This window comes from Streptomyces daliensis (genome assembly GCF_054782395.1).
The window spans coordinates 109,914-132,602 of record NZ_BAAGSO010000057.1 but is presented as its reverse complement, the minus strand read 5'-3'; the positions used below and the strand labels follow the sequence as shown (position 1 = coordinate 132,602).

The window sequence follows — 22,689 nt, the reverse complement described above, 5'->3', positions numbered from 1 at the left end:
GCCGCCGTCCCTTGTGCGCGCTCAGCCCTTGTCCGCGCCGCTCGTCAGCCCCTCGGTCAGCAGGCGCTCAGCGGCGAAGAAGAGCAGCACCACGGGCACGGTCAGCACCACCGATCCTGCCATCAGCACGGTCTTGGAGACCTCGACCCCGTTGGAGAGGAGCTGGAGGCCGAGGGAGACCGTCCACTTGTCGGGGGCCGCCGCGAGGAAGAGGAGCGCGAAGAGGAACTCGTTCCACGCGATCATGAAAATGTAGAGCCCGGTGGCCATCAGCGAAGGCAGGGCCAGGGGCAGGACCACCTTGCGCACGGCCTGGAGGCGGGTGCAGCCGTCCAGTGCCGCGGCCTCCTCGATGCTGTAGGGGATGGTGACGAAATAGTTGCGCATCATGTAGATCGACACGGGCACGGTCTGCGCGATGTATACGATCGCCAGCCCGATCAGGCTCCCCTGGAGCCCCATCCGCGCGAACATCACGAACAGCGGGACGGCGAGCAGCGTCGCGGGGAAGAGGTAGACCGCGAGGAAGAGGGCGCTCACCTGCCGTCCTCCGAAGAACCTCAGCCTGCTGATCGCGTACGCGCCGGGTATCGCCGCGAGCATGGTGAGGACGACGGCGCCCACCGACACCAGCGCGGAGTTGGCGAGCATGCCGAGGAAGCCCTGGCCGCCCTCGGACACCGGGCGCAGCACCTCCTCGTAGGTGGCGAGGGTGAACTCCTCGGCGGAGACCCAGAGCCGTCCCGGGTCGAGGAGCAGCGCGTCGATGGGTTTCACCGACAGCAGCAGCATGTAGAGGAAGGGGACGACGGTGATCAGGGCCAGGAAGGCGATCACCACGCGGCGCAGCACGCCGAACAGCCGCTCCTCGAACCGCGCCCGGCTGAACGGGGGCCTTCGTGCCGTCACCTCGTGCGTCACGTCGCTCATCGCTCCTCCTCCTGCGTCCGCTTGGCGAAGAACCTGAAGTAGAGGCCCAGCAGGGCCATGAGGATCACGGCGAGGACCAGGGCCTGGGCCGCCGCGGCGCCCACGTCGAAGCGCGCGGTGAGGAAGTCGTAGACCCGTACGGCCACGACGTCCGTGCCGGAGCCGCCGCCGGTGAGCAGGTAGATGTCGTCGAACTTGTTGAAGGTCATGATGAAACGCAGCACGCACAGCAGCGCGATCACGGGCATGAGCTGCGGCAGCAGTACGTGCCGGAAGCGCTGGGTGGGCGCGGCCCCGTCGACCTTCGCGGCCTCCTCCAGGGTGTCCGGCACCGCCTGGAGGCGCGCGAGGAGGAAGAGGAAGGCGAAGGGGAAGTAGCGCCAGGTCTCGAAGGCGATGACGGTGAGCAGCGCGAGCGGCACGTCGAAGTGCAGCCCGAGCAGGCTCACCTCGTAGGAGCGGGTGGACAGGAACGCGAGGGGCTGGTCCCAGCCGAGCAGCCGGGTGCCCCACTCGTTGACGATGCCGAACTGGGGGCTCAGCGCCACCTCCCACACGAAGGCGACGGCGACGACGGGCGCGACGTACGGCAGCAGCATCGACGCACGCAGCAGCCCGCGTCCCCGGAACGGCTTGCGCAGGGCGAGCGCGGCGACGAGGCCGAGGAGCACGGAGCCCGCCGTGGAGCCGACGGTGTAGACGAGCGTGGTCCACAGGCTGGACCAGAAGCCGGGCGAGCCGAAGACCTTGCCGAAGTTGTCCAGGGACCAGTTGCCGAGCAGGCCCATGCCCTGGATATCGACGAGCTTGGCGCGCTGGAAGGCCAGCAGCACCGTCCACAGGATGGGCAGCACGACGACGACCAGGACGACGACGAAGGTCGGGGTGACGAAGGCGAGCCCGGCGCGGTTCTCGCGGGCGCTGGCGGTGAGGTCCCGGCGGGGGCGGCTGAGGCGGGGACGCGGGCCGGGGCGGGAGCCGGGGCGGGGGCGCGGGGGCATGGGGGCGGTTCCTCGGTCGTCGGGCTCGGGGCGGGTTGCGGGCTCGGGCTCGGGGCGGTTCTCCGGCCCGGTGCGCGCTGCCGACTCGGCGCGTGGGGCGGTCACTGGAGGGACTCCCGGAGCGCGGCGACTTCCTCGTCGGCGTTGCGTGCCGCCTCGTCGGGCGGGGTGTTTCCGCTGGTCATCTCGCCGAGCGCCTTGGGCACGGGCAGTTCGCCGTTGGTGGCTCCGACGAGGGCGCCCTCGCCCTGTGCGATGCCCCAGCGGCGCATGTGGCTCACGCCGTCGGTGAGCTGGTCGAGCAGGGCCGCCGGGTAGATGGCGTCGAGCCGCTTGCGCTCCTTCGCCTCGACGCCGAGCCTGCTGTGCCGCCAGGCGCGGGTGTACTTCTCCGGGTCCTCCGCCGTTCCCTCGCGGACGGGGATCTTGCCCTCGGGCGCCATGCCGAACCAGTCCTCGTACCCGGCGTTCATCATGTACGTGATGAAGTCGCGCGACGCGTCCCGCTCCGCCGTCCTGGTCACCGCCCACGAGGTGACCTCCCCGTACTGCGCGGGCTCCTCACTGTCGGGGCCCTTGAGCGCGGTGACGATGCCGCTGTTGTCGGAGAGGAACGAGCGGTCGTTCTTGCACTCGGGACAGCTCGGGGTCGCGTCGGCGCGCTGCCCCGAGAGTTCGTCCAGGAGGAACGAGGACCACACGAGCATCGGTGAGCGGCCCGCGAAGTAGGTGGCGCGCGTCGAGTCGAGGGTCTGGGTGCCGGGGGCTCCGTGGTCGCGGGCGAGGGTCCGGTAGGCGGCGAAGGAGCGGCGGCAGGCCGGGGAGTCCAGGGTGACGTCGCCCTTGCCGTCGACCAGTTGGCAGTCGTTGGCGAGGGCGAGGCTCTCGAAGCTCTGCTGGGTGAAGACGTCGCCGGGGTCGCTGGCCACGGAGATGCCGTCCATGCGGCCACGGTCCAGCTTCGCGGCGGCCTTGAGCAGCGCGCCGTAGCTGTCGGGCCGGGCCAGGCCCGCCTTCTTGAGCAGGTCGGCGCGGTAGACGAGGAGTTGGAGCCACGCGTCCGAGGGGACGGCCAGCGGGGTGCCGTCGTCGGAGGCGAGGCGCAGGGCGTTGGCGTTGAAGGTGCCGGGGCCCAGGTCCTCGACGATGTCCGACGCGAGGCGCGTGTCGAGCAGCCCGTTCGCGTACATCTGCCAGGTCTGGCCCAGCGGGAGCGCGGCGATGACGTCGGGGAGGTTGCCCGCGGCGGCGGCCGACATGATGAGCTGCGGGAGCTGCCCCTCGTCCACGCCGACGAGTTCGACGTCGATTCCGCTCCGCTTCTCGAACCGCCCGACGACCTCCCGGGTGGCGGCCATCCGCGCCGGCAGGTTCTCCTGCGTCCACACCGTGATCTTCTTGTCCGGCGCGGCGCGCTCGCCTGCCGCCTGCCCGGCCGAACAGCCCGCCAGCAGGGCCGCGGTCAGTGCCGCCGCGAGCCCTGCCGCGCCCGTTCTCGACCGTCGGGACCACATCCGCATGCCACGTCCTCACACGACTTCCGTTTATTTGGCATGCATCTCAGCACCACTTTTGCCTGTTAACAAGACGTAACCCTGATGTATCTTCGACGGAACTACTGGAGCCATCGCCTTTCGGAGTCCTTTGTGGAGCGAGTTGTCCAGTTCGTCGGCCCCCGTGATGTCGAGGTCGCCGAGCACGAGCGCGAACCGCTGCCGACCGGCCATCTGCGGGTCCGCACCCGCTACTCGGGCATATCGGCGGGCACGGAACTGACCGCGTACCGAGGCACGAACCCCTACCTCACCCGCACCTGGGACGCGGAGGCCCGCCTCTTCCAGGACGGCGCCGCCGGGATCTCCTATCCCGTCGCGGGCTGGGGCTACTCCGAGGTCGGCGAAGTCACCGAGGTCTCCCCCGAGTTGACGGACACACCGGACATGCCGGCCGTTGGCGACCTGGTGTGGGGCATCTGGGGCCACCGCAGCGAGGGCATCGTGCCCGCGGCGCGCATGGCCGGGCACACGCTGCCCGCCGGACTGGAGCCGCTGGCGGGCGCGTTCGCGCGGGTCGGCGCCATCGCGTACAACGCGGTGCTCGGCGCGGGGCTCCATCTCGGCGAGGACGTCGCCGTGTTCGGGCAGGGCGTCATCGGCCTGCTCGCCACCCGCCTCGCCCAGTTGAGCGGCGCGCGCGTCACCGCCGTCGACGCGCTCGACGTCCGCCTGGAGACCGCCCGCCAGTACGGCGCTGAGCGCGTGCTCAACGCCCGCACGGACGCCGTCGCCGAGCGCATCAGGGAAGCGACGGGCGGCCTGGGCGCCGACGCCGCCATCGAGATCAGCGGCGCGTACCCGGCGCTGCACGAGGCGCTGCGCTCCGTCGCCGTCGACGGGCGCGTCGTCGCCTCCGGCTTCTACCAGGGCGACGGCGCTGGACTGCGGCTCGGCGACGAGTTCCACCACAACCGCGTCCAGTTGATCTGCTCCCAGATCGGCGGCGTGCCGCCGCACCTGGCCGGGCGCTGGAGCGTGGAACGGCTCCAGCGGACCTTCCTGCGGCTGGTGGCCGAGGGGAAGGTGGAGGTGAAGTCGCTGGTCAGCCATGTCGTGCCGGTGGAGGAGGCGGCCGACGCGTACCGCCTGCTGGACGAGCGTCCGCAAGAAGCGCTCCAGGTCGTGCTGGAGTTCTGAGCTGAGACGGCCGACGCCCGGCCCCCGTCCCGTACACCCACCCCCGTACCGCCGCCGCACCGCGTGGAAAGGCCCCAGCATGTTCAAGACCGCCTGCCAGGAGCAGCTACTGGCCGGGGAGACGCTCCAGGAGAAGTGGGAGTTCGCGCGCGGCGCGGGCTACGACGCGATAGAGCTGCGCGGAAAGGGCGACTTCCACTTCCGCGAGCGGCTGCCCGAGCTGCGCAAGGCGGCGGCTGACGGCGTCGTCATGCCGACGGTGTGCGTGGACATGCTCCACTTCATCGGCGCCTTCGACGAGGAGCTGCGCCGCGACGCCGTCGCGCAGCTGAAGTCGCAGCTCTCGGTCATCGCCGAACTCGGCGGCGTGGGCGCGCAGACGCCCGCCTCGTACGGCATGTTCTCGCGCCGCCTGCCCCCCTTCACGCCGCCCCGCGACGAGGAGGCCGACCGCGAGGTGCTGCTCGCCGGGCTCACCGCCCTCGGCGAGCACGCGCGCGCCGAGGGCGTCACCCTCTTCCTGGAGCCGCTGAACCGCTACGAGGACCACATGGTCAACCGGCTGGAGCACGCGGCGGAGCTGATCGAGGCCGTCGGCCTTGACTCGGTCCGCATCGGCATCGACAGCTACCACATGAACATCGAGGAGGCGGACCCTCCGGGCGCGATCGTCGCCGCCGCCCCCTACATCGGGCACGCACAGGTCAGCGACTCCAACCGCTTCCAGCCCGGCGCCGGGCATCTGGACTGGGCGGCGTGGCTCGGCGCGCTGGAGGCGGCGGGCTACGAGGGTCATCTCGCCGTCGAGTGCCGTCTGACGGGGGACCCCGAGCAGGCCGTTCGCTCCATTCCCCCCTTCCTCGCGCGGGCGGCCGGATGACACCGCCCTCGCCGTCACCGTCACCGGGGCCCGCGCTCCTGGCGGCGCCGCCCCGCGCGGCGCGCTCCGCCGCCCGTCGCGGGCTGCGCCGCGAGGCACGCCGGGTGCTGCTGCGCAACTGGACGGGCGCGGCCACCGTCCCCTCCCACGGCCTCTACCCGCACCAGTGGAGCTGGGACTCGGCGTTCATCGCGATCGGGCTGCGCCATCTGTCGCCGCTGCGTGCACAGCGCGAGCTGGAGACGCTGCTGAGCGCGCAGTGGGGCGACGGGCGTATCCCGCACATCGTCTTCAACCCCTCCGTGCCGCTCGGCGCCTACTTCCCGAGCCCCGACTTCTGGCGCTCCTCCACCGCCGGGGCCGACGCGGGGGCGCCACGCGGAGTGGAGACCTCCGGCATCGTCCAGCCGCCCGTGCACGCGCTCGCGGCGTGGCTGGTCCACCAGTCCGACCCCGCGCTCTCCCGACGGCGCGGCTTCCTGGCCCGCGTGTATCCGCGACTGGCCGCCTGGCACCGCTACCTCACCGAGCACCGTGACCTGGGCGGGCACGGGCTGGCCGCGATCGTCCACCCCTGGGAGCCGGGGATGGACAACAGCCCGTGCTGGGACGCGCCGCTGGAGCGCGTCGAGCCAGCGGCGCCCGGCTCCTTCCGCCGCGCCGACCTCGACCACGGCGCGCCCGACGACCGCCCGACGGACCTCGACTACGGGCGCTACGTCCGCCTCGCCGCCGACTACCGGGACGGCGGGTACCGGGACGGAGGCGGGGCAGTGGTGCCGGGTGAGGCGCGAGGGCGCGCGCACGCCTTCGCCGTCGAGGACCCCGGCGTCAACGCGCTGCTGATCGCCTCCGAGCACGCCCTCACCGGCATCGCCACGTCCCTCGGCGCCGACCCAGCGCCGCACCGGCAGCGCGCGCGGAGGCTGACGAAGGCGCTGGTGGAGCGGCTGTGGGAGCCGGAGGCGGGCCAGTTCCTGTGCCGCGACCTCGTCGGGGACCCCGGAGACGCGGCTGGGGGACGGCTGATCCCCGAGCGGAGCGCGGCCGGGCTGCTGCCCCTCCTCGCCCCGGGGCTGCCCCGCGAGGTGACCTCGGCCCTGCTGCGCACGGTGCGCGGCGACCACTTCGGCCTGGGCACCCGGGTACGGCTGCTGCCCAGCTACGACCTGCGCGGCCACGCCTTCGACCCGTACCGCTACTGGCGCGGGCCCGCCTGGTTCAACGTCAACTGGCTGCTGGAGCGCGGCCTGCGCCAGCACGGCGAGACCGCGAGCGCCGACGCGCTGCGCGCCTCCGCGCTGTCGGCCGCCGCCTCCTCTGGCTTCGCCGAGTACCTCGACCCGTACACGGGGCGGGCGCGCGGCACCCGCGACTTCGGCTGGACGGCCGCGCTCGCGCTCGACCTGCTCGCAGCGGCGGAACACGCACCCGCCCCCGCCCCCGACCGCGCATCCATGTCCGAGAAGGGACAGAAGCGATGAACGCTACGGACCAACGCCTGCTCGTCCACGACGGCACCTTCGCCCTGCTCGGCCCGGGAGGTGACATCACGGGCGCGCGGGGCACCGCGCCCGACGGGCTGTTCCTGCGCGACGCCCGCCATCTGAGCCGCTGGCAGCTCACGCTCGACGGCGGCGCGCCCACCGTCCTCGTCCCGGCGGGCACGGGCGCCGTCGCCGCCTCCGTACTGACCCCGCACGGCACCCGCGAGGAGCCGCCCGCCTACACGGTCTTCCGCGAACAGGCCGTCGCGGCGGGCGCGCTGGTCGAGCGCATCCGGCTCACCAGCAACCTCGGCGAGCCCGTCACGGCGCGGCTGGCGATCACCGCCGACGCGGACTTCGCCGACCAGTTCGAGCTGCGCTCCGACCACCGCTGGTACGAGAAGCCGCACGCCGTACGCACCCGTCAAGCGCACCCGGACGGCGTCGAGTTCGGCTACCGGCGCGGCGAGTGGCACTCGCGCACGACCGTCGCCGCCGACCCCGAACCCGAGGCGGTCGAGCTGACGGGCGGCCCGGCGCGGCAACTGTGCTGGCAACTGGACCTTGCCCCGCACGGCACGGCCGAGCTGAAGCTGCGCGTGACGGCGCTGCCGCACGGGGCGCCTGAACCGGCGGCGTCCGACGACGGGGGCGACCCGGCCGCCGTCGCGGCGCGGCTGTCCGCCGACGTCGCCGACTTCGCGGGCACGAGCGGCGGCACCGGGAACGGCACAGGGGACGGCACCGGGGACGGCACGGTCACCGGGTGGACCGATCTGGACCGGGCCTGCGAACAGGGCCTCGTCGACCTCGCCGGGCTGCGGGTCACCGCGTACGGCCCGGACGGTGAGGCACTGCGCGTGCCCGGCGCCGGAGTGCCGTGGTTCCTCACGCTCTTCGGCCGCGACTCGCTCCTCACCTCCCTCTTCGCCCTCCCCTACCGCCCCGCGCTGGCCGAGGCCACCCTGCTCGCGCTCTCGGCCGTCCAGGCACGGGACGAGGATCCGGCGCGGCTCGCCCAGCCCGGCAAGATCGTGCACGAGGTGCGCCACGGCGAGCTGGCCTTCTTCGAACAGGTCCCCTACGGGCGCTACTACGGCTCCGTCGACGTCACCCCGCTCTATCTCGTCCTGCTCAGCGCCTACGCGCGGGAGCCCGGCGATACGGGTGAGTCGGGCAGGGCACTGGCGCGGCGGCTGGAGGGGCAGGCGCGCGCCGCCGTGGAGTGGATGTTCACGTACGGCGGGCTCGACGCGCACGGCTACCTCGCCTACCAGGCGCACGAGGGCGGCCTCGCCAACCAGAACTGGAAGGACTCCCCCGGCGCCGTCTGCGCCGCCGACGGGCGCCGCCCCGAGGGCGCGGTCATGGTGGCCGAGGTGCAGGGGTACGCCTACGACGCGCTGCGCCGCACCGCCTCGCTGGCCCGCGAAGTGTGGGACGACGCGGCGTACGCGGACCGCCTGGACCGCGCGGCCGGGGCACTGCGGGAGCGGTTCGCCGCCGACTTCTGGCTGCCCGAACGGCGCTTCCCTGCCCTCGCCCTGGACGGCTCGGGCCGCCGCGCGGACGCGCTGGCCTCGGACGCGGGGCACCTGCTGTGGTCCGGCATCCTCGACCAGGACACGGGCGAGACCGTGGGCAGGCGGCTGCTGGAACCGGACTTCTTCTCGGGCTGGGGCATCCGCACGCTGGCCGCAGGCCAGATGCCGTACCACCCGCTCTCGTACCACCGGGGCAGCATCTGGCCGCACGACAACGCGCTCATCACCCTCGGCCTCGCCCGCTACGGCCTCCACAAGGAGGCCCGTACCGTCGCGCACGGCCTCATCGAGGCGGCGTCCCGGCACGGCTACCGGCTCCCCGAGGTCCTCGCGGGCTACGGCCGCGACGACCACCCGGACCCCGTCCCCTACCCCCACGCCTGCTCCCCGCAGGCGTGGGCCGCCGCGACACCGCTTGCCCTGCGGACGGCGCTGCGGTGAGAGGGCGAGGGGGCGAGGGGTTGACCCGGCGACGACGTCGTTCCCGGCGGGCGGCGGGCGGTCACCCGTAGAGCGAGCGGCCTCCCGGGCTGTCGCCCTGGAAGCGCTGACCTGCGGCGATCTCCTCGCCGACCACCCACCAGACGGTCTCGTCGTCCTGGAAGGGCAGCGGGTCGATGCCGCTCACCTCACGGCGAATGCGCGCGACCTCGCCGTCCAGACGCGCGAAGTCGGCCTCCTCGTCGCTGTCGTCACCGCTGAAGGTGAACTCCTCCAGCAGGCGCTGGAAGCGGAGGGTGACCTGGACGAGGGAGGAGACGTCCGTGTGGAGTTCCCGCACCGTCTCCTCGTCGGCGTCGAAGGCGTACACCTTGCCGGAACCGGGGTCGAGGGCGAGGTGGGCGTTGAGCAGCCAGGCGATGACGGGCCATTCGCCCGCGTCCCGCGCGACGTCCGCGATGTCCGCGACGTCTCCGGAATCCGCGAAGTCCTCGATGTCAACGACGTCCTGGACGAGGGGCAGCAGGCCGTCGTCCTCGTCGGGCTCACGCAGCCACAGCGTCCCGGTGGGGACGCCGACGGTCCGCAGAAGGCGGGCGCCCTAGGTCTCCGCGACGGCGGGCGGGAAGGCGGTGGCGGGCAGGGTCGTGAGCCGGTCCTCGCCGAAGATGCCGGCGAGTCCGCCGCGGGTGACGTCGAAAAGCACTGCCGTGACTCCGAACTCGAACGAACTCGCTGGACGCACCGGTCGGCCCTGTGCGGTGTGCCGCCATCAGAAGCGGCGGCGGCTAAGCCCCGTCCGTCTCTGACTCTGCGCCGCCAGCCACGTCACCGCCCACGTCGATGACCGTCACGCCGGGCACCCCGGGCACGGGCGCGTCCATCGCCGTCAGCGCCTCCGGGCCGTCGGACAGCCCGATCCGGCGCCTGATGAGGAGGTCGGGACGCAGCGTACCCGCCTCGGTCATGGCGAGCATCGCCGGGTACTCGTGCGCCTGGACGCCGTGGCTGCCCAGCAGTTCCAGCTCGTAGGCGACCACCCGGTCCATGGGGACCGCCGCCGCGCCCCGCTCGGGCGGCATCAGCCCGACCTGCACATGACGGCCGCGCCTGCGCAGGCTCCGTACGGACGCCTCGCACGTCTGCGGGTGCCCCAGGCAGTCGAGGGAGAGCGCGGCGCCCCCGCCGGTGATCTCGGTGACGGCGGCCCCCGCGTCCGGTACGGCGGACGCGTCCACCGTCGCCGTCGCGCCGAGTTCCCGCGCGAAGGCGAGCACGTCGGCCGAGATGTCGACGGCGACGACCCGGCACCCGCTCGCGACCGCGATCATCACGGCCGACAGCCCGGCCCCGCCGCACCCGTGCACCGCCACCCACTCACCGGCGCTCGCCCGGCCCTGGCGCAGCACGGCGCGGAAGGCGGTGCCGAAGCGGCAGCCGAGCGACGCCGCCGTGGCCGCGTCGAGGGAGTCGGGGAGGGGGACGAGGTTGCCGTCGGCGTGCTCGATGGTCACGTACTCGGCGAAGGAGCCCCAGTGTGTGAACCCCGGCTGGGTCTGCCGCTCGCACACCTGCTGGTTGCCCGTCGCGCACTCGGCGCACGTGCCGCAGCCGCACACGAACGGCACCGTCACCCGGCGCCCGACCCACGGCCGCCGCACCTCGGCGCCCACGGACACCACCGTCCCGGCGAACTCGTGCCCGCCGACGTGCGGGAGCCCCACTCCGGAGTCGTGGCCGCGCCACGCGTGCCAGTCGCTGCGGCACAGCCCCGTCGCCGCGACCTCGATCACGGCACCTGTCGGGGAGGGGGTGGGGTCGGGCACGGTGCGGAGTTCGGGGATCTGCCCGAACTCCTCGTAGAGAATCGCCTTCACAAGCGGAAGTATCGCAGCGCGGGCCCGACGGACGTCGGTCCGGGCTGGTCAGCGGCACGACGATGCGTCGCGGCGCCGCCAGCCCTGAGCCGTAACCCGTGAGCCGTCAGCCGCCCGACGTGTCCAGTTCCGCGTCCTCGCCGACGCCACCGGCGCAGTCGTTCGGGTCGTCCAGCCAGCCGTCGGGGAGGACGACGCGGTTGCGCCCGCTCGTTCGGCCGCGCGGCCCGTCGGCGCCCGCCGAGGGCCACGGCTGGTCGAGGTCCAGCTCGTCCAGCAGCGACCGCAGCTCCTCCAGCGACGACGCCACCGCCAGCCGCTTGCGCATCTCGGAGCCGACGGAGAAGCCCTTGGTGTACCAGGCGACGTGCTTACGGAAGTCGATCACGCCGCGCGGCTCGTCGTTCAGCCACTCCCCGAGCAGCCGCGCGTGCCGCACCATCACGTCCGCGACCTCGCGGAACGCGGGGCGCGCGTACGCCTCCTGGCCCTTGCCCTCGAAGGCCGCCACCAGGTCCCCGAACAGCCAGGGCCGCCCGAGGCAGCCGCGCCCCACGACCACTCCGTCGCAGCCGGTCTCGCGGACCATGCGCAGGGCGTCGTCGGCGGACCAGATGTCGCCGTTGCCCAGCACGGGGATCTCGGGGACGGCCTCCTTGAGGCGGGCGATGGCGTCCCAGTCGGCGGTGCCGCCGTAGTGCTGGGCCGCCGTGCGGCCGTGCAGGGCGATGGACGTCACGCCCTCGTCGACGGCGATACGGCCCGCGTCGAGATACGTCAGGTGGTCGTCGTCGATCCCCTTGCGCATCTTCATCGTCACGGGCAGCCCGCCCGCGTTGCCGACGGCCTCGTGGAGGATCGCGCGCAGCAGCGGCCGCTTGTACGGGAGCGCGGAGCCGCCGCCCTTGCGGGTCACCTTGGGGACGGGGCAGCCGAAGTTGAGGTCGATGTGGTCGGCCAGATCCTCGTCCGCGATCATGCGGGCCGCCTTGCCGACGGTGACCGGATCCACACCGTAGAGCTGGATGGAACGGGGGCGCTCGGTCTCGTCGAAGCGGATGAGCTGCATGGTCTTCTCATTGCGCTCGACCAGAGCCCGCGTGGTGATCATCTCGCTGACGAACAGCCCCTTGCCGCCCGAGAACTCCCTGCACAGCGTCCTGAACGGCGCGTTCGTGATCCCCGCCATCGGCGCCAGCACGACCGGCGGCTGGACGCTGTGGGGACCGATCTGGAGCTGCGGCGTCATGACGTGCTTTCTCCCAGGCGTACGGGCATGGACAGACCTCCCATTGTCCCCCATGGGGTGGGGTGCGGGGGACGGGGTGCGAGAGGGACGGATCACGGGTGACGGATCACGGGTGACAGGTAACAGATAACAATTAACAGATAACAGATAACAGATATTGAAATCTGTCATCTGTCATGTCACCCTTGCTTACGTCACCCCACCCGCCCCGAAGGAGCGAGAACCCCATGCAGACCATGCGAACCCGTACCCTCGGCACCCACGGCCCCTCCGTCTCCGCGCTCGGCCTCGGCTGCATGAGCATGTCCGCGCTGTACGGCGAGGCGGACAGGGCGGAGTCGCTCGCCACCATCCACGCCGCGCTCGAAGCGGGCGTCACCCTCCTCGACACCGGCGACTTCTACGGGATGGGCCACAACGAGCTGCTGATCAACGAGGCCCTGCGCACCGCCCCGGCTGCCCGTCGCGAACAGGCTCTGACCAGCGTGAAGTTCGGCGCACTGCGCACCGTGGAGGGCGGCTTCACCGGCTACGACGGTCGCCCGGCAGCGGTCAAGAACTTCGTCGCCTACTCCCTCCAGCGCCTCGGCACCGACCACATCGACATCTACCGCATCGCCCGTCTCGACCCCGACGTGCCCATCGAGGAGACCGTCGGCACCATCGCCGAGCTGGTCAAAGCGGGACACGTACGCCACATCGGCCTCTCCGAGGTCGGCGCGGAGACCATCCGCCGGGCGGCGGCCGTCGCACCGATCAGCGACCTCCAGATCGAGTATTCGCTGATCTCGCGCGGCATCGAGGCGGAGATCCTGCCCGTCTGCCGCGAGCTGGGCATCGGCGTGACGGCGTACGGGGTGCTCTCGCGCGGCCTCATCAGCGGCCACTGGTCACCGGACCGCAAGCTCGCCGCCAATGACTTCCGCGGCATGAGCCCCCGCTTCACCGGCGACAACCTCCAGCACAACCTGGACCTCGTCGAGACGCTGCGCGGCATCGCGGCGGCCAAGGACCTCACCGTCGCGCAGACCGCCATCGCCTGGGTGCTCTCCCGCGGCGAGGACATCGTTCCGCTGATCGGCGCCCGCAGCCGCGAGCGGCTGGCGGAGTCGCTGTCGGCGGCGGACGTTACGCTCGATCACGACGATCTCGCCGCCATCGAACGCGCCGTCCCCGTGGACGCCGCGGCGGGTGACCGCTATCCGGCAAACCAGATGGCGCACCTGGACAGCGAGAAGTAGCCACGCGCGGGCTCGCGAGCGCCCTGCCCGTATACGAGAGCCGAGGTAGCCGATGGCGACGGAATCACTGACCCCCGAACGCATCCTCGCCGCGACTGAGGAAGTCCTTCGCCGGTACGGCGCGGCGAAGGCCACCGTCGTGGACGTGGCGCGCGAGCTGGGAGTCACGCACGGCAGCGTCTACCGCCACTTCCGCACCAAGTCGGCGCTCCGCGAGGCGGTCACGGAGCGCTGGCTGTCCCGTACGAGCGAGGAACTCGCGTCGCTCACCTCCGGGCCAGGGCAGGCGGACAAGCGCCTGGACCGCTGGCTGACGAGCCTGTTCGAGGCGAAGCGGCGCAAGGCGGGCGACGAGCCGGAGCTGTTCGCCACGTACCTGGTCCTGGTCAGGGAGCACAGTGGCGCGGTGGAGCGCCACATCAATGAGCTGGTCGATCAGATCGCCCGGATCATCGACGAGGGGCGCTTGAAGGGCGCCTTCTCCTCGAAGCTGATCGGCACGGGTTCGGAGGTGGCCCGCGCGGTCTTCGACGCGACGGCCCGCTTCCACGATCCGGCCCACGCGGCGGAGTGGTCCCGGCCCGGCATCGAGGACGAGTTCGCGGCGGTCCGCACGATGATCCTGCGGGGCCTGGCGGCGTGACTGCCTGACGGCCGCGGGTCTCGCATCGGCGGTGTCACCCCCGCACACGGGAGATGTGCGGAACGTGCAGGAACAGCACCCTGCGCACGCTCCAGGTGTAGCGGACGGCTCCGGCGTCGGCCGTCGCCTCGAAGACGCGGGGCGCGCCGTCTTCGCGCAGCCAGCGGTGCGCGCGTTCGGCGTCCGCCGCGTCGAGGCGGGGCAGCAGGGTGCGTACGTCGGTGCACATCCACATCGCGGCGTGCGCGGGGCCGGTGGCCCGGCACGCGTCCCGGTACGCGCGCCCGTCCTCGTGCACGACGCGCGCCTCGCACCACCACCCTGGCCGGAGCAGCAGATCACGCCTCATCGCCCGCACCGCCCCTCACGGCCAGGTGCGCCCACACGGTCTTCCCGGCCCCGGCACGCGGCCGTACCCCCCACCGTTCCGCGAACGCGTCCACGAGCAGCAGCCCGCGCCCGCCGATGTCCTCCGGCTCGGGCTTCCGCAACTCCGGCATCTCCCACGTGCAGGAGTCGGCCACTTCCAGTATCAGCACGCCGTCCCTGCGCCGGACGGTCAGCTCGAAGTAGTCCGCGATGCCTTGTGCGTGCAGCACGACGTTGGTGGCCAGCTCGCTGGTGACGAGGGTGGCCGGTTCGACGAGGTGCCCGAGCCGCCACTCGACGAGTAACGCCTCGACGTGACGGCGCGCCTCGGCGACGGCCGCTTTGCGGATACGGAAACGGGTGGTGTGCGTGCGCCCGGACATGGGGCCTCCCGGTGGGGGCTGTGGGCAGGCAGAACCTTGATCACCCCTTGCGCCGAAAGCGGCACGCTGAGTGACGCAACTCACGCTAGCCGGAACACGTCGATCCATGCAATCGAACTAAAGCGAGAAGTTGCATTCACTCTCTGATCCAACTCACTGGCGTGTACCGTCCGTTGCGATACAGACTGGACACGCTCAGTGAGGGAGGGGACATGCCCGCAGGTGGACGTCCTACCGTGCGGAGCCGTCGCCTCGGTGCGACCCTTCGACGGTTCCGTGAGGCCGCCAAGATCGACCAGCTACAGGCCGCCGAATACATCGCCGGTTCCAAGGCCAAGGTCAGCCGCATCGAGGCCGGTCAGGTCTCGGCACGTCCCGGTGACGTGCGACTGATGCTTGAGCTGTACGGCATCGAGGACCGCAAGGTGCACCAGCACCTGGAACAGCTCGCGCGTGACTCCAACAAGCGCGGCTGGTGGTTCGAATACTCCGTTCCGGACAGCTTCGGGGACTACGTAGCACTGGAAGAAGACGCTACGCATATCCGCTCGTGGGAGCCGTTGCTCATCCCTGGCTTGCTGCAAACCGCCGACTACACGCGATGCCTCGTGAACGACAATCCGAGCGTTACTGACCCGGGAACCGCTGACCAGGTAGTGAAAGTCAGGCAGGAACGACGGCAGAAGGTGGAGACGTTGGGGACACGGTTCGCCGTCGTCATCGGCGAGTCGGCCCTCGTCACGCCCATGCCGTCCTCGGCCGTGCACCGGGGTCAGCTCGCCAGCTTGTTGCAGTCAGCCCAGGAGAGCCACGTGACCTTGCAGGTGTTGCCCACCACTGAGTGGTCGGCGACAAGGTGCTCGCCCTCTTTCATCATGCTGTCGTTCGATGGCGAGTGGTCGCCCACCGCCGTCGGCCAAGACACTCGCGGCAACATCGCCGTGGCGGAAGACCCTGAGACCATCACCCAGTACGCGCATGCTTTCGAACTGCTCCAGGCCACCGCCCTCACCCCGGCGCAAAGCCTGGATTTCCTCCGCAGAGCTATGGACGACGTAACCGAGGAGCACTCGTAGCCGTGAATTCCAGCAAGCCGACCACCTCATTCAGGAAGTCGTCGTACTCAGGCGGCGACCACAGCAACTGTGTCGAGATAGCCGTCACCGCAGACGGCGGACGCGCCGCCCGCGACAGCAAGAACCCCGCACACGGCACCACACACCACTCCCCCACCGCGTGGGCAGCGTTCCTCACCTCACTCAGGGACGGCACACTCGGGCACTGACCGAGGCGAGTTTGGCCGGGTCGATGATGATGTGGATGCCGGTGATCCGGCGTTCGGTGACGGTGAAGACGACGATGGAGAGCGGGGTCCCGTCTGGGCGCCAGGACATGTGGCCGGGGACGCCGTTGACCAGCACGGGGCGTTGGTGGGCCGCCTCGCCGGAGAACATGCGGGCGCCGGCGGCGACCTTGGTGGCGCCGAGGGTGACGACCACGCCGTCGGGGGTGTCGACGGTCAGCTTCACGTCCGGGTCCAGGACACGCAGCAGCGCTTCGAAATCGCCGCTGAGCGCGGCGGCGCTGAACGCCTGGACGGCCTCCCGGTGCTGCTCGCGGCCGGAGCCCGCCGACCGGTCCGTGGCGCGGACCTTTCGGCGGGCGCGGCTGGCGAGCATCTTGGTGGCCTCGGCTGACTTGCCCAGGATCTGGCCGATCTCGCGGAACGGGACCGCGAACATGTCGTGCAGGACGAACGCCAGTCGCTCACTCGGGGTGAGCGAGTCCAGCACGACGAGCAGGGCGAGGCCGACCGAATCGGCCAGTGCCGCCTGCTCGTCCGGCGCGGGCGCTTCGTCGGGCGTCACCACGAGCTGCGCGAACTCCTGCTGCTCCTGCCCGTAAACGGCTTCGGGACGGGCCTGGCGGGATCTCAGGAGGTCCAGGCTGATCCGGCCGACGACGGTCGTCAGCCAGCCCGCCAGGTTGCCGATGGCCGCCTCGTCCTGCCGGACGAGGCGCATCCACGCTTCCTGGACCACGTCCTCGGCGTCGGCGTGCGAGCCCAGCACGCGGTACGCGACGGCGCGCAGCCGGTCGCGCTGGGCTTCGAACGCCTCGGCCACGAGGCCGGACGGGTCGGCGGCGGTCACGGCTTTCGCTGCTGACGGAGCGAGACCCGGTTGCCGTCCGGGTCCACCGCCTCGGCGCGGACCCCGAACGGGTAGTCCTGGGGCTCGGACTCCACGAAGGTGACACCGCGCCGGCTCATGGCCTCGAAGTCCTTCCGCAGGTCGTCGGATTCGAGGATCAGCGGGCCGGGCGCGGCATGCTGGTCCACGCCGACGGGCTGTCCGGCGGTCGCCGCGTGCGACCACAGGATGATCTGCACCGGGCTGTCGGGAACGCCGACGGTGAGGAAGCGCCCGTCGGGTCCCGGGAAGTCGAGCCGCTTTTCGAGGCCGAGCCCGTCGGTGTAGAACTCCAGCGCGCGGTCCTGATCGGTGACGTAGACCGTCACGTACATGATGTTGCTCAGCATCCTGCTCTCCGTTCACTCGTGGGTGCGACGACCGCTCGTATTCGGCCGTCACACCCATGACGAGTGTCGGCGGGAGAAGGTAACAGGGCTGGCCCGGCAGAGGGTTGGGCTGAGCGGAACGGGCGCTGCGTTCAGCGCAGCATGTCGTACGTCCCGGCCGCGTCGAACGCCTCCTTGACCGGCTTGACGAGCGCGGCGAGGCGGCGCGCGCCCGCGTCGCCGCCCCCCTCCCACAGCGCCGCGCAGTGCTCGTCGGTCTCCGTCTCTATCCGCTCGCGTGCCGCGGTGCCCGCTTCGGTGACGGTGCCGTCGGCGTCGAGCCAGCCGCGTGCGACGAGACGGGCGGACGCCGCGGCCCACTCCTCGTCGTCCCACTGACGGGTCGCGCGCGCGAGCCCCACCGGGAAGCGGCCCGTCGCGGACTGGAGGACGTTGCAGTCGCACGGGCCGAGGCCGTTGTGCGCGAGGACGACGAGATGCGCGTCGCCGCGCCACTCGCGCAGCACCGTGATCTGCTGCCACAGCGCGACGAGCGGGTCCGACGGAAGCGGGACGGACGCGTTCGCGGCGGCCAGTGTCTTGCCCGCGTAGTCGGCACCGGAGACGACGGGGTCGATCAGCGACCGTGCCTCGGCGACCTCGTCGCCCGTCAGCTTCGGGGCGACGCGCCGGAACGCGCGCTCGGCGGACACGAAGCGCGCGGCCTGCCACCGCTCCGGCGACGCGGCGTCCCACACGCTCTCCATGGGCCGCACCGCGCGCGGGCTGAAGTTGTAGAAGGTCGCGAGCGTGACCTGCCATGGAACCGCGCCCATCGCGGCCGACCTGTACGCGAAGTACGCGGGTCCGCGCTCGGTCACACCGAACTTGGCGGCCTCCTCCGCGGCCTCGGGGACGAAGTAGATGAACGTGTGGGCGGTGTTGAGGGCAAGGCTGACCTCGCGGACGGCGTTCAGGTCCGTGCGTCGGCCGTCCGGGTGTGCGGCGTGGCCGGAGGGGGTGGTGGCAGACATCGCGGTTTTCTCCTCCTGGGAGGTCGAGTGCGTCGGACCTGCGTCGGTCGCCGCCGGGCGGCGGGGCGGCGACGGCCGGGCGGCATCCTCCGGTCCGGACGGGCGGAGGATGCCGCGGAGCGGCAGCCGTCAGGCGGCGGGGGTTTCGGCGGTGGCGGTCAGGACGGCGCGGCCGAGGATGTGTCCGGCGATATTGAAGCCGAGGAAGGCCGGGGTGGCGTCGGCCGGGACGCCGATGGACGCGACGTCGAGGGCGTGCACCACGACGAAGTAGCGGTGCGGGCCGTGCCCCGCGGGCGGGGCCGCGCCCATGAAGCGGGCGGCGCGGGCGTCGTTGGGGAGCTGGAAGGCGCCCTCGGGCAGGCCGGAGCCGGTGTCGTCGCCCGCGCCCTCGGGCAGCTCGGTGACGGTGGCGGGGATGTCGGCGACGGCCCAGTGCCAGAAGCCGGAGCCGGTGGGCGCGTCCGGGTCGTAGACCGTCACGGCGTAGCTCTTGGTGCCCTCGGGGGCGCCGTTCCAGGAGAGCTGCGGGGAGACGTCCTTGCCGCCGGGGACACCGGCGGCGAACTGCTCGGCCGACCAGGCGGCGCCGTCGGCAACGGTGGTGCTGGTGACCGTGAAGGTGGCCGCCTCGGGGAGGCGGGCGAAGGGGTCGTTGGCGCTCATGCGTCGTTCCTTTCGACGTGTCTCGGGGGGTCGCGGTGTCGCGTGCCGGATGGCCGTGCCCCGTCGACTCTTCATCGACCATAACACTAATAATCGATTATCCAAGCGATCGTCTATGCTGACCCCATGACACCACCAGCCGCCTCCTCCTCCCCCACCCCCGGAAAACAGATGCTCTCCGAGCAGGTCTACGGCCGACTGCGGGACGCGATCATGCGCGGGGACTACGCCCCTGGTGAAGCGCTCAAGCCGCAGGACCTCGCCAGAGAGCAGGGCGTGAGCCTGGCCGTCGTACGCGAGGCGCTGGTACGGGCAGTCGGCGACGGCCTCGCCGACCGGCTGCACAACCGCGGCTTCGCCGTCCCCGCCTTCTCCGACCAGCGCTGGCAGGAGATCGCCGAGGCACGGCGCACCATCGAACCGGTCCTGCTGCGCATGTCCGTCGAACGCGGCGACGTCGACTGGGAGGCCCGCGTACGGGCAGCGCACCACCGGCTGACCCGCACCCCCGTGCACACCCCGGAGGAGACCAAGCACTACAGCGAAGCCTGGGCCGAGGCCCACCGGGTCTTCCACCGGACGCTGCTGGAGGGCTGCGGCAACCCCGTCCTGCTGGAGACCTTCGACCGGCTGTGGACGTCGAGCGAACTGACCCGCCGCTGGTCGACGCTCCGCAACCCCGGCCGCGACGGCGCCGACGAACACCGCCGACTGGAGGAAGCCGCACTGTCCCGCGACGCCGACACGGCGGCCGAGGTCCTGACCCAGCACCTCACCCTGACGGCAACCGCCCTGACCGGCGACTGACGCCTGACGTCCGGCATTTGACACCACGTCAACCACGCCGCCCGCACCGCACGGGCATACTCGGCGCCTCAACATCGTCGTCGCGAAGGGACGGTCCAACGGTGATGACAGACGTCAGCCCCGGCGGTTCAACACGCTTCCAGGCGCTCTGCCGCACCCTGCTGAACTTGGACGTACCGGAAGGGCGCCGGGCGGAGATCATCGCGGGGCACATCGTCATGTCGCCGTGGTCGCAGCCGTTCTACCTGCCCCTCATGCGTTCCCTCCGCCGCCAACTGGAACCGCACGCGCCCGAGGGTCACATCGCCGACAGCGCCCCCTTCCTGTTCACGTTTCCCAGTGAGGAGCGCGCCTACGGGCCAGACGTGTACGTCGTCGCCGAGCGGGCCCTTCAGCGCCGGGGCCGTTACGTGGACGGGGAAGCCCTGTCCCTCGTCGCCGAGCTGACCTCGCCCTCCACGCGTGACACGGACTGGGACGACAAGGCGCCGGTCTACGGCAGGAGCGGCGTGCCCGTGTATCTGCTGCTGGACATGCAGGAGGGCGCCGTGACCGTGTTCTGGAACCCCTCGTCGCGGGGTTACGCGGCCCGGCTGACCGTTCCCTTCGGTGAGAAGGTCACCGTGCCCGCGCCCTTCGACTGCGTCCTCGACACCACCGGTTTTGACGCCCACCCCGACAACGGGGACAGCGACGAGGACGAGTGACCGCTCACAGGAGCCCCATCCACCCCGCCCTCCCCGCCCGCCCCTAATTCGCTGGCGCGCCCCCTCCCCTCAGCGGGATGCTCCGAAGCCAGGAGCCGCCCGTCAGGACGTCAGGAGGGGACCGTGATGACCACCGGCGCACCGGAACCAGCCGGGCCATCGCCCGAAGTCCGCACCCCTGCCGGAGCCCTGCGCGGCACCCGCGAAGCAGGAGTGGCCGTCTTCCGGGGCATCCCGTACGCCGAACCGCCCGTCGGCGCACTGCGGTTCGCAGCACCGCACCCCGCACAAGGCTGGGACGGGACGCGCCCCGCGGTCTCGTACGGGCCGCCCCCTCCCCAGGGCGGAGCGCTCGGCATGCACGCGCTGGCACAGTACGCGACGGGTGACGACTGGCTGACGGTCAACGTCTGGACGCCCGCTCCGGACCCGGGCGCCGCGCTCCCCGTCATGGTGTGGATCCAGGGCGGGGCCTACACGGTCGGGATGTCCTGCCTTCCCGAGTACGACGGCGCCCGCCTGGCCCGCGACGGCGAGGTCGTCGTGGTGACGTTCAACTACCGCGTGGGACTTGAGGGTTTCGGCCAGTTCGACGGTGCGCCCGCCAACCGGGGGCTGCTCGACCAGATCGCAGCGCTGGAGTGGGTGCGGGACTCCGTCCGCGCCTTCGGCGGCGACCCGGACCGGGTCACGGTCTTCGGCCAGTCGGCGGGCGCCGGGTCGGTCGCCGCGCTGCTGGCGATGCCGCGCGCGGCGGGGCTCTTCCGCCGGGCCGTCGCGCAGAGCGTGCAGGGCACGTTCTTCTCGCCGGAGCTGGCCGCCGACATCACGCGCGTCTGCGCCGCCGAGCTGGGGCGCAAGCCCACCGCGTCCGACCTGTCCACGGTGGCCCCGGCCCAACTGTCCGCCGCAGGTGACGCGGTCAGCGCCGCGATGGACCGGTGGGCGCCGCGCTGGGGGCTGGCCGCGCACGGGCCGATCCCGTACTCCCCCGTCGTAGACGGCGACACCCTGCCGGTCACCCCGTGGCGGGCGCTGGCCGAGGGCACGGCGGCCGACGTCGAACTCCTCGTCGGCCACACCCGTCACGAACAGCGGCTGCTCACCGCGCTCGAAGGACTGCTCGGCCAGGTGGCCCGCGAGCAGGCCGAGGGCGCCCTGCGCGCCTTCGCCCCCGACGAGGCCGGGGCCGGGGACCGCCGCCGCTACCGCGACGGCTTCCCCGACGCGGGCCCCGACGAGCTGTACGAGCTGGTCCGCTCCGACTGCCTGTTCCGCATGCCGTCCCTCCACCTCGCCGAGGCCCACGCGACAGCCGGAGGCCGGACCCACGTCTACGAGCTGACCTGGGAGGCGCCGGGCATGGACGGGATCCTCGGCGCCTGCCACGGCCTCGACGTGCCGCTCGTCTTCGGCAACCTGGACCGCGGCCAGCCCGCCGCGCTGATCGGCGAAGCCCCGTCCCCCGGCTATGACGAGGCGGAGGCGCTGTCCGCCCGGATGCGGGCCGCGTGGACCGGGTTCGCCGCACACGGCGACCCCGGGTGGCCCGCGTACGACACCGGTCGGCGCCTCACCCGGCTCCTCGACGGCCAGGACGCCCAGAACGGCACCCCGACCGTCGCGCCCTACCCCGAAGAGACCTCGCGCCTCATCTGGCGGGACCACACCTTTCCCGCGCTCGCACTGACACGCTGACGCCCGAGGAGCCCTACCCCCAGGTCTGAGCCGCGCCGGGCTGGAGATACAGGACGTGTCCTCCGTCGCTGCCCAGAAAGATCCGCTCCTCCCCCTCCAGCGCTTCGAGATCGACCCTGCCGCCCGCCGCCCCCTCGATGCCGACCCGCACATGCTCCAGGCACCAGTCGTCCTCTTGCGGGTCGCTCGCGTTGGGCTGGGGCTCGAAGCGGATGTAGACGGGGTAGGCGCGGACGTTCTCCATCGTGCGGTGCGTGGGGTCGTTGGCCGCGACGGACCTGACGTTGGAATCGCTGCCGAAGACGAACGTCTCGATCGAACCCGCCAGCAGCTTCCGCTGCTCGTCCGCCGAGCCCGTCGCACACCGGAACTCACGTCCCGCGAGGCCGAGAAAGACCCGGCTGTCCGGCAGGGTCTCGGTCGTCCGGTAGATGATCTTCTCACCCACGTCCTGCGTGCTCGTCTGGAACGTGACGGTCACCCGCTTGATCTGCTCTGCCATGCCGGGTCTCCTCCGT

The 22,689-nt window shown here is 71.9% G+C and carries 24 protein-coding genes; 11 read left to right on the top strand and 13 right to left on the bottom strand.

Features of this window, described 5'->3' with window-relative positions; all coding sequences use genetic code 11:
• Window positions 1–21: 21 nt before the first annotated feature.
• From ACYVOO_RS12285 to ACYVOO_RS12275, 3 genes are all read right to left on the bottom strand, one after another.
• A complete protein-coding gene (locus tag ACYVOO_RS12285) occupies window positions 22–930 on the bottom strand; it encodes a carbohydrate ABC transporter permease (RefSeq protein WP_461015680.1) in 909 nt (302 codons plus the stop codon).
• The gene (locus tag ACYVOO_RS12280) at window positions 927–1,931 is read right to left on the bottom strand and encodes a carbohydrate ABC transporter permease (protein ID WP_461015695.1); all 1,005 of its coding nucleotides are present in this window, start codon (window positions 1,929–1,931) and stop codon (window positions 927–929) included. Before ACYVOO_RS12280 ends, ACYVOO_RS12285 begins: the two co-directional genes overlap by 4 nt.
• 101 nt (window positions 1,932–2,032) lie before the next feature.
• Window positions 2,033–3,451 (bottom strand): ABC transporter substrate-binding protein, encoded by a 1,419-nt coding sequence (locus ACYVOO_RS12275; protein WP_461015679.1) that lies wholly within the window; start codon window positions 3,449–3,451, stop codon window positions 2,033–2,035.
• A 126-nt stretch (window positions 3,452–3,577) separates the two neighbouring features.
• Between ACYVOO_RS12275 and ACYVOO_RS12270 the strand changes: the two genes are divergently transcribed.
• From ACYVOO_RS12270 to ACYVOO_RS12255, 4 genes are all read left to right on the top strand, one after another.
• Window positions 3,578–4,624 carry a zinc-dependent alcohol dehydrogenase gene (locus tag ACYVOO_RS12270; protein WP_461015678.1) on the top strand — a complete coding sequence of 349 codons (1,047 nt, stop codon included), beginning with the start codon at window positions 3,578–3,580 and terminating at the stop codon, window positions 4,622–4,624.
• Between the two features lie 79 nt (window positions 4,625–4,703).
• On the top strand, window positions 4,704–5,504 hold the full coding sequence (locus tag ACYVOO_RS12265) for a sugar phosphate isomerase/epimerase family protein (RefSeq protein WP_461015677.1): 801 nt from the start codon (window positions 4,704–4,706) through the stop codon (window positions 5,502–5,504).
• Entirely contained in the window at window positions 5,501–6,988 is a 1,488-nt protein-coding gene (locus ACYVOO_RS12260; protein WP_461015676.1) for an MGH1-like glycoside hydrolase domain-containing protein, read from the top strand. Before ACYVOO_RS12265 ends, ACYVOO_RS12260 begins: the two co-directional genes overlap by 4 nt.
• Entirely contained in the window at window positions 6,985–8,976 is a 1,992-nt protein-coding gene (locus tag ACYVOO_RS12255) for an amylo-alpha-1,6-glucosidase (RefSeq protein ID WP_461015675.1), read from the top strand. Before ACYVOO_RS12260 ends, ACYVOO_RS12255 begins: the two co-directional genes overlap by 4 nt.
• Before the next feature lie 61 nt (window positions 8,977–9,037).
• Here the strand turns inward: ACYVOO_RS12255 and ACYVOO_RS12250 are convergent, their stop codons facing one another.
• From ACYVOO_RS12250 to dusB, 3 genes are all read right to left on the bottom strand, one after another.
• Window positions 9,038–9,565 carry an SUKH-4 family immunity protein gene (locus ACYVOO_RS12250; RefSeq protein WP_461015694.1) on the bottom strand — a complete coding sequence of 176 codons (528 nt, stop codon included), beginning with the start codon at window positions 9,563–9,565 and terminating at the stop codon, window positions 9,038–9,040.
• A 199-nt stretch (window positions 9,566–9,764) separates the two neighbouring features.
• Window positions 9,765–10,853 (bottom strand): zinc-dependent alcohol dehydrogenase family protein, encoded by a 1,089-nt coding sequence (locus ACYVOO_RS12245; RefSeq protein WP_461015674.1) that lies wholly within the window; start codon window positions 10,851–10,853, stop codon window positions 9,765–9,767.
• Between the two features lie 106 nt (window positions 10,854–10,959).
• On the bottom strand, window positions 10,960–12,102 hold the full coding sequence (dusB, locus tag ACYVOO_RS12240) for a tRNA dihydrouridine synthase DusB (RefSeq protein ID WP_461015673.1): 1,143 nt from the start codon (window positions 12,100–12,102) through the stop codon (window positions 10,960–10,962).
• Between the two features lie 236 nt (window positions 12,103–12,338).
• Here dusB and ACYVOO_RS12235 point away from each other — a divergent pair, with 236 nt between their 5' ends.
• Together ACYVOO_RS12235 and ACYVOO_RS12230 are read left to right on the top strand one after the other, a co-directional pair.
• A complete protein-coding gene (locus tag ACYVOO_RS12235) occupies window positions 12,339–13,343 on the top strand; it encodes an aldo/keto reductase (RefSeq protein WP_461015693.1) in 1,005 nt (334 codons plus the stop codon).
• 52 nt (window positions 13,344–13,395) lie between these two features.
• Window positions 13,396–13,986: a TetR family transcriptional regulator gene (locus ACYVOO_RS12230; RefSeq protein WP_461015672.1), complete on the top strand. Its 591-nt coding sequence runs from the start codon at window positions 13,396–13,398 to the stop codon at window positions 13,984–13,986.
• Window positions 13,987–14,020: 34 nt separating this feature from the next.
• Here the strand turns inward: ACYVOO_RS12230 and ACYVOO_RS12225 are convergent, their stop codons facing one another.
• Window positions 14,021–14,335: a hypothetical protein gene (locus ACYVOO_RS12225; protein ID WP_461015671.1), complete on the bottom strand. Its 315-nt coding sequence runs from the start codon at window positions 14,333–14,335 to the stop codon at window positions 14,021–14,023.
• Window positions 14,325–14,738, bottom strand: coding sequence for an ATP-binding protein (locus ACYVOO_RS12220; RefSeq protein WP_461015670.1), 414 nt, complete (start codon window positions 14,736–14,738; stop codon window positions 14,325–14,327). The genes ACYVOO_RS12225 and ACYVOO_RS12220 overlap by 11 nt, the downstream gene beginning before the upstream one ends.
• A gap of 212 nt (window positions 14,739–14,950) precedes the next feature.
• Between ACYVOO_RS12220 and ACYVOO_RS12215 the strand changes: the two genes are divergently transcribed.
• Together ACYVOO_RS12215 and ACYVOO_RS12210 are read left to right on the top strand one after the other, a co-directional pair.
• Window positions 14,951–15,814: a helix-turn-helix domain-containing protein gene (locus ACYVOO_RS12215; protein WP_461015669.1), complete on the top strand. Its 864-nt coding sequence runs from the start codon at window positions 14,951–14,953 to the stop codon at window positions 15,812–15,814.
• 2 nt (window positions 15,815–15,816) lie between these two features.
• Entirely contained in the window at window positions 15,817–16,023 is a 207-nt protein-coding gene (locus ACYVOO_RS12210; RefSeq protein WP_461015668.1) for a DUF397 domain-containing protein, read from the top strand.
• Here ACYVOO_RS12210 and ACYVOO_RS12205 read toward each other — a convergent pair.
• The 4 genes from ACYVOO_RS12205 to ACYVOO_RS12190 form a co-directional block, all read right to left on the bottom strand.
• A complete protein-coding gene (locus tag ACYVOO_RS12205; protein ID WP_461015667.1) occupies window positions 15,998–16,891 on the bottom strand; it encodes a sigma-70 family RNA polymerase sigma factor in 894 nt (297 codons plus the stop codon). The two genes, ACYVOO_RS12210 and ACYVOO_RS12205, sit on opposite strands and share 26 nt — an antisense overlap.
• Entirely contained in the window at window positions 16,888–17,280 is a 393-nt protein-coding gene (locus ACYVOO_RS12200; RefSeq protein ID WP_461015666.1) for a VOC family protein, read from the bottom strand. The genes ACYVOO_RS12205 and ACYVOO_RS12200 overlap by 4 nt, the downstream gene beginning before the upstream one ends.
• A gap of 131 nt (window positions 17,281–17,411) precedes the next feature.
• Entirely contained in the window at window positions 17,412–18,293 is an 882-nt protein-coding gene (locus tag ACYVOO_RS12195) for an SCO6745 family protein (RefSeq protein ID WP_461015665.1), read from the bottom strand.
• A 129-nt stretch (window positions 18,294–18,422) separates the two neighbouring features.
• Window positions 18,423–18,959, bottom strand: a complete 537-nt coding sequence (locus ACYVOO_RS12190) for a YbhB/YbcL family Raf kinase inhibitor-like protein (RefSeq protein ID WP_461015664.1) — start codon at window positions 18,957–18,959, stop codon at window positions 18,423–18,425.
• A 126-nt stretch (window positions 18,960–19,085) separates the two neighbouring features.
• Between ACYVOO_RS12190 and ACYVOO_RS12185 the strand changes: the two genes are divergently transcribed.
• The 3 genes from ACYVOO_RS12185 to ACYVOO_RS12175 all read left to right on the top strand — a co-directional run bounded on the left by ACYVOO_RS12185 (window position 19,086) and on the right by ACYVOO_RS12175 (window position 22,171).
• The gene (locus tag ACYVOO_RS12185) at window positions 19,086–19,766 is read left to right on the top strand and encodes a GntR family transcriptional regulator (protein WP_461015663.1); all 681 of its coding nucleotides are present in this window, start codon (window positions 19,086–19,088) and stop codon (window positions 19,764–19,766) included.
• Between the two features lie 104 nt (window positions 19,767–19,870).
• Window positions 19,871–20,473, top strand: a complete 603-nt coding sequence (locus ACYVOO_RS12180; RefSeq protein WP_461015662.1) for a Uma2 family endonuclease — start codon at window positions 19,871–19,873, stop codon at window positions 20,471–20,473.
• A gap of 126 nt (window positions 20,474–20,599) precedes the next feature.
• Entirely contained in the window at window positions 20,600–22,171 is a 1,572-nt protein-coding gene (locus ACYVOO_RS12175) for a carboxylesterase/lipase family protein (RefSeq protein ID WP_461015661.1), read from the top strand.
• 13 nt (window positions 22,172–22,184) lie between these two features.
• Here the strand turns inward: ACYVOO_RS12175 and ACYVOO_RS12170 are convergent, their stop codons facing one another.
• Window positions 22,185–22,673, bottom strand: coding sequence for a hypothetical protein (locus ACYVOO_RS12170; protein WP_461015660.1), 489 nt, complete (start codon window positions 22,671–22,673; stop codon window positions 22,185–22,187).
• Window positions 22,674–22,689 lie beyond the last annotated feature (16 nt).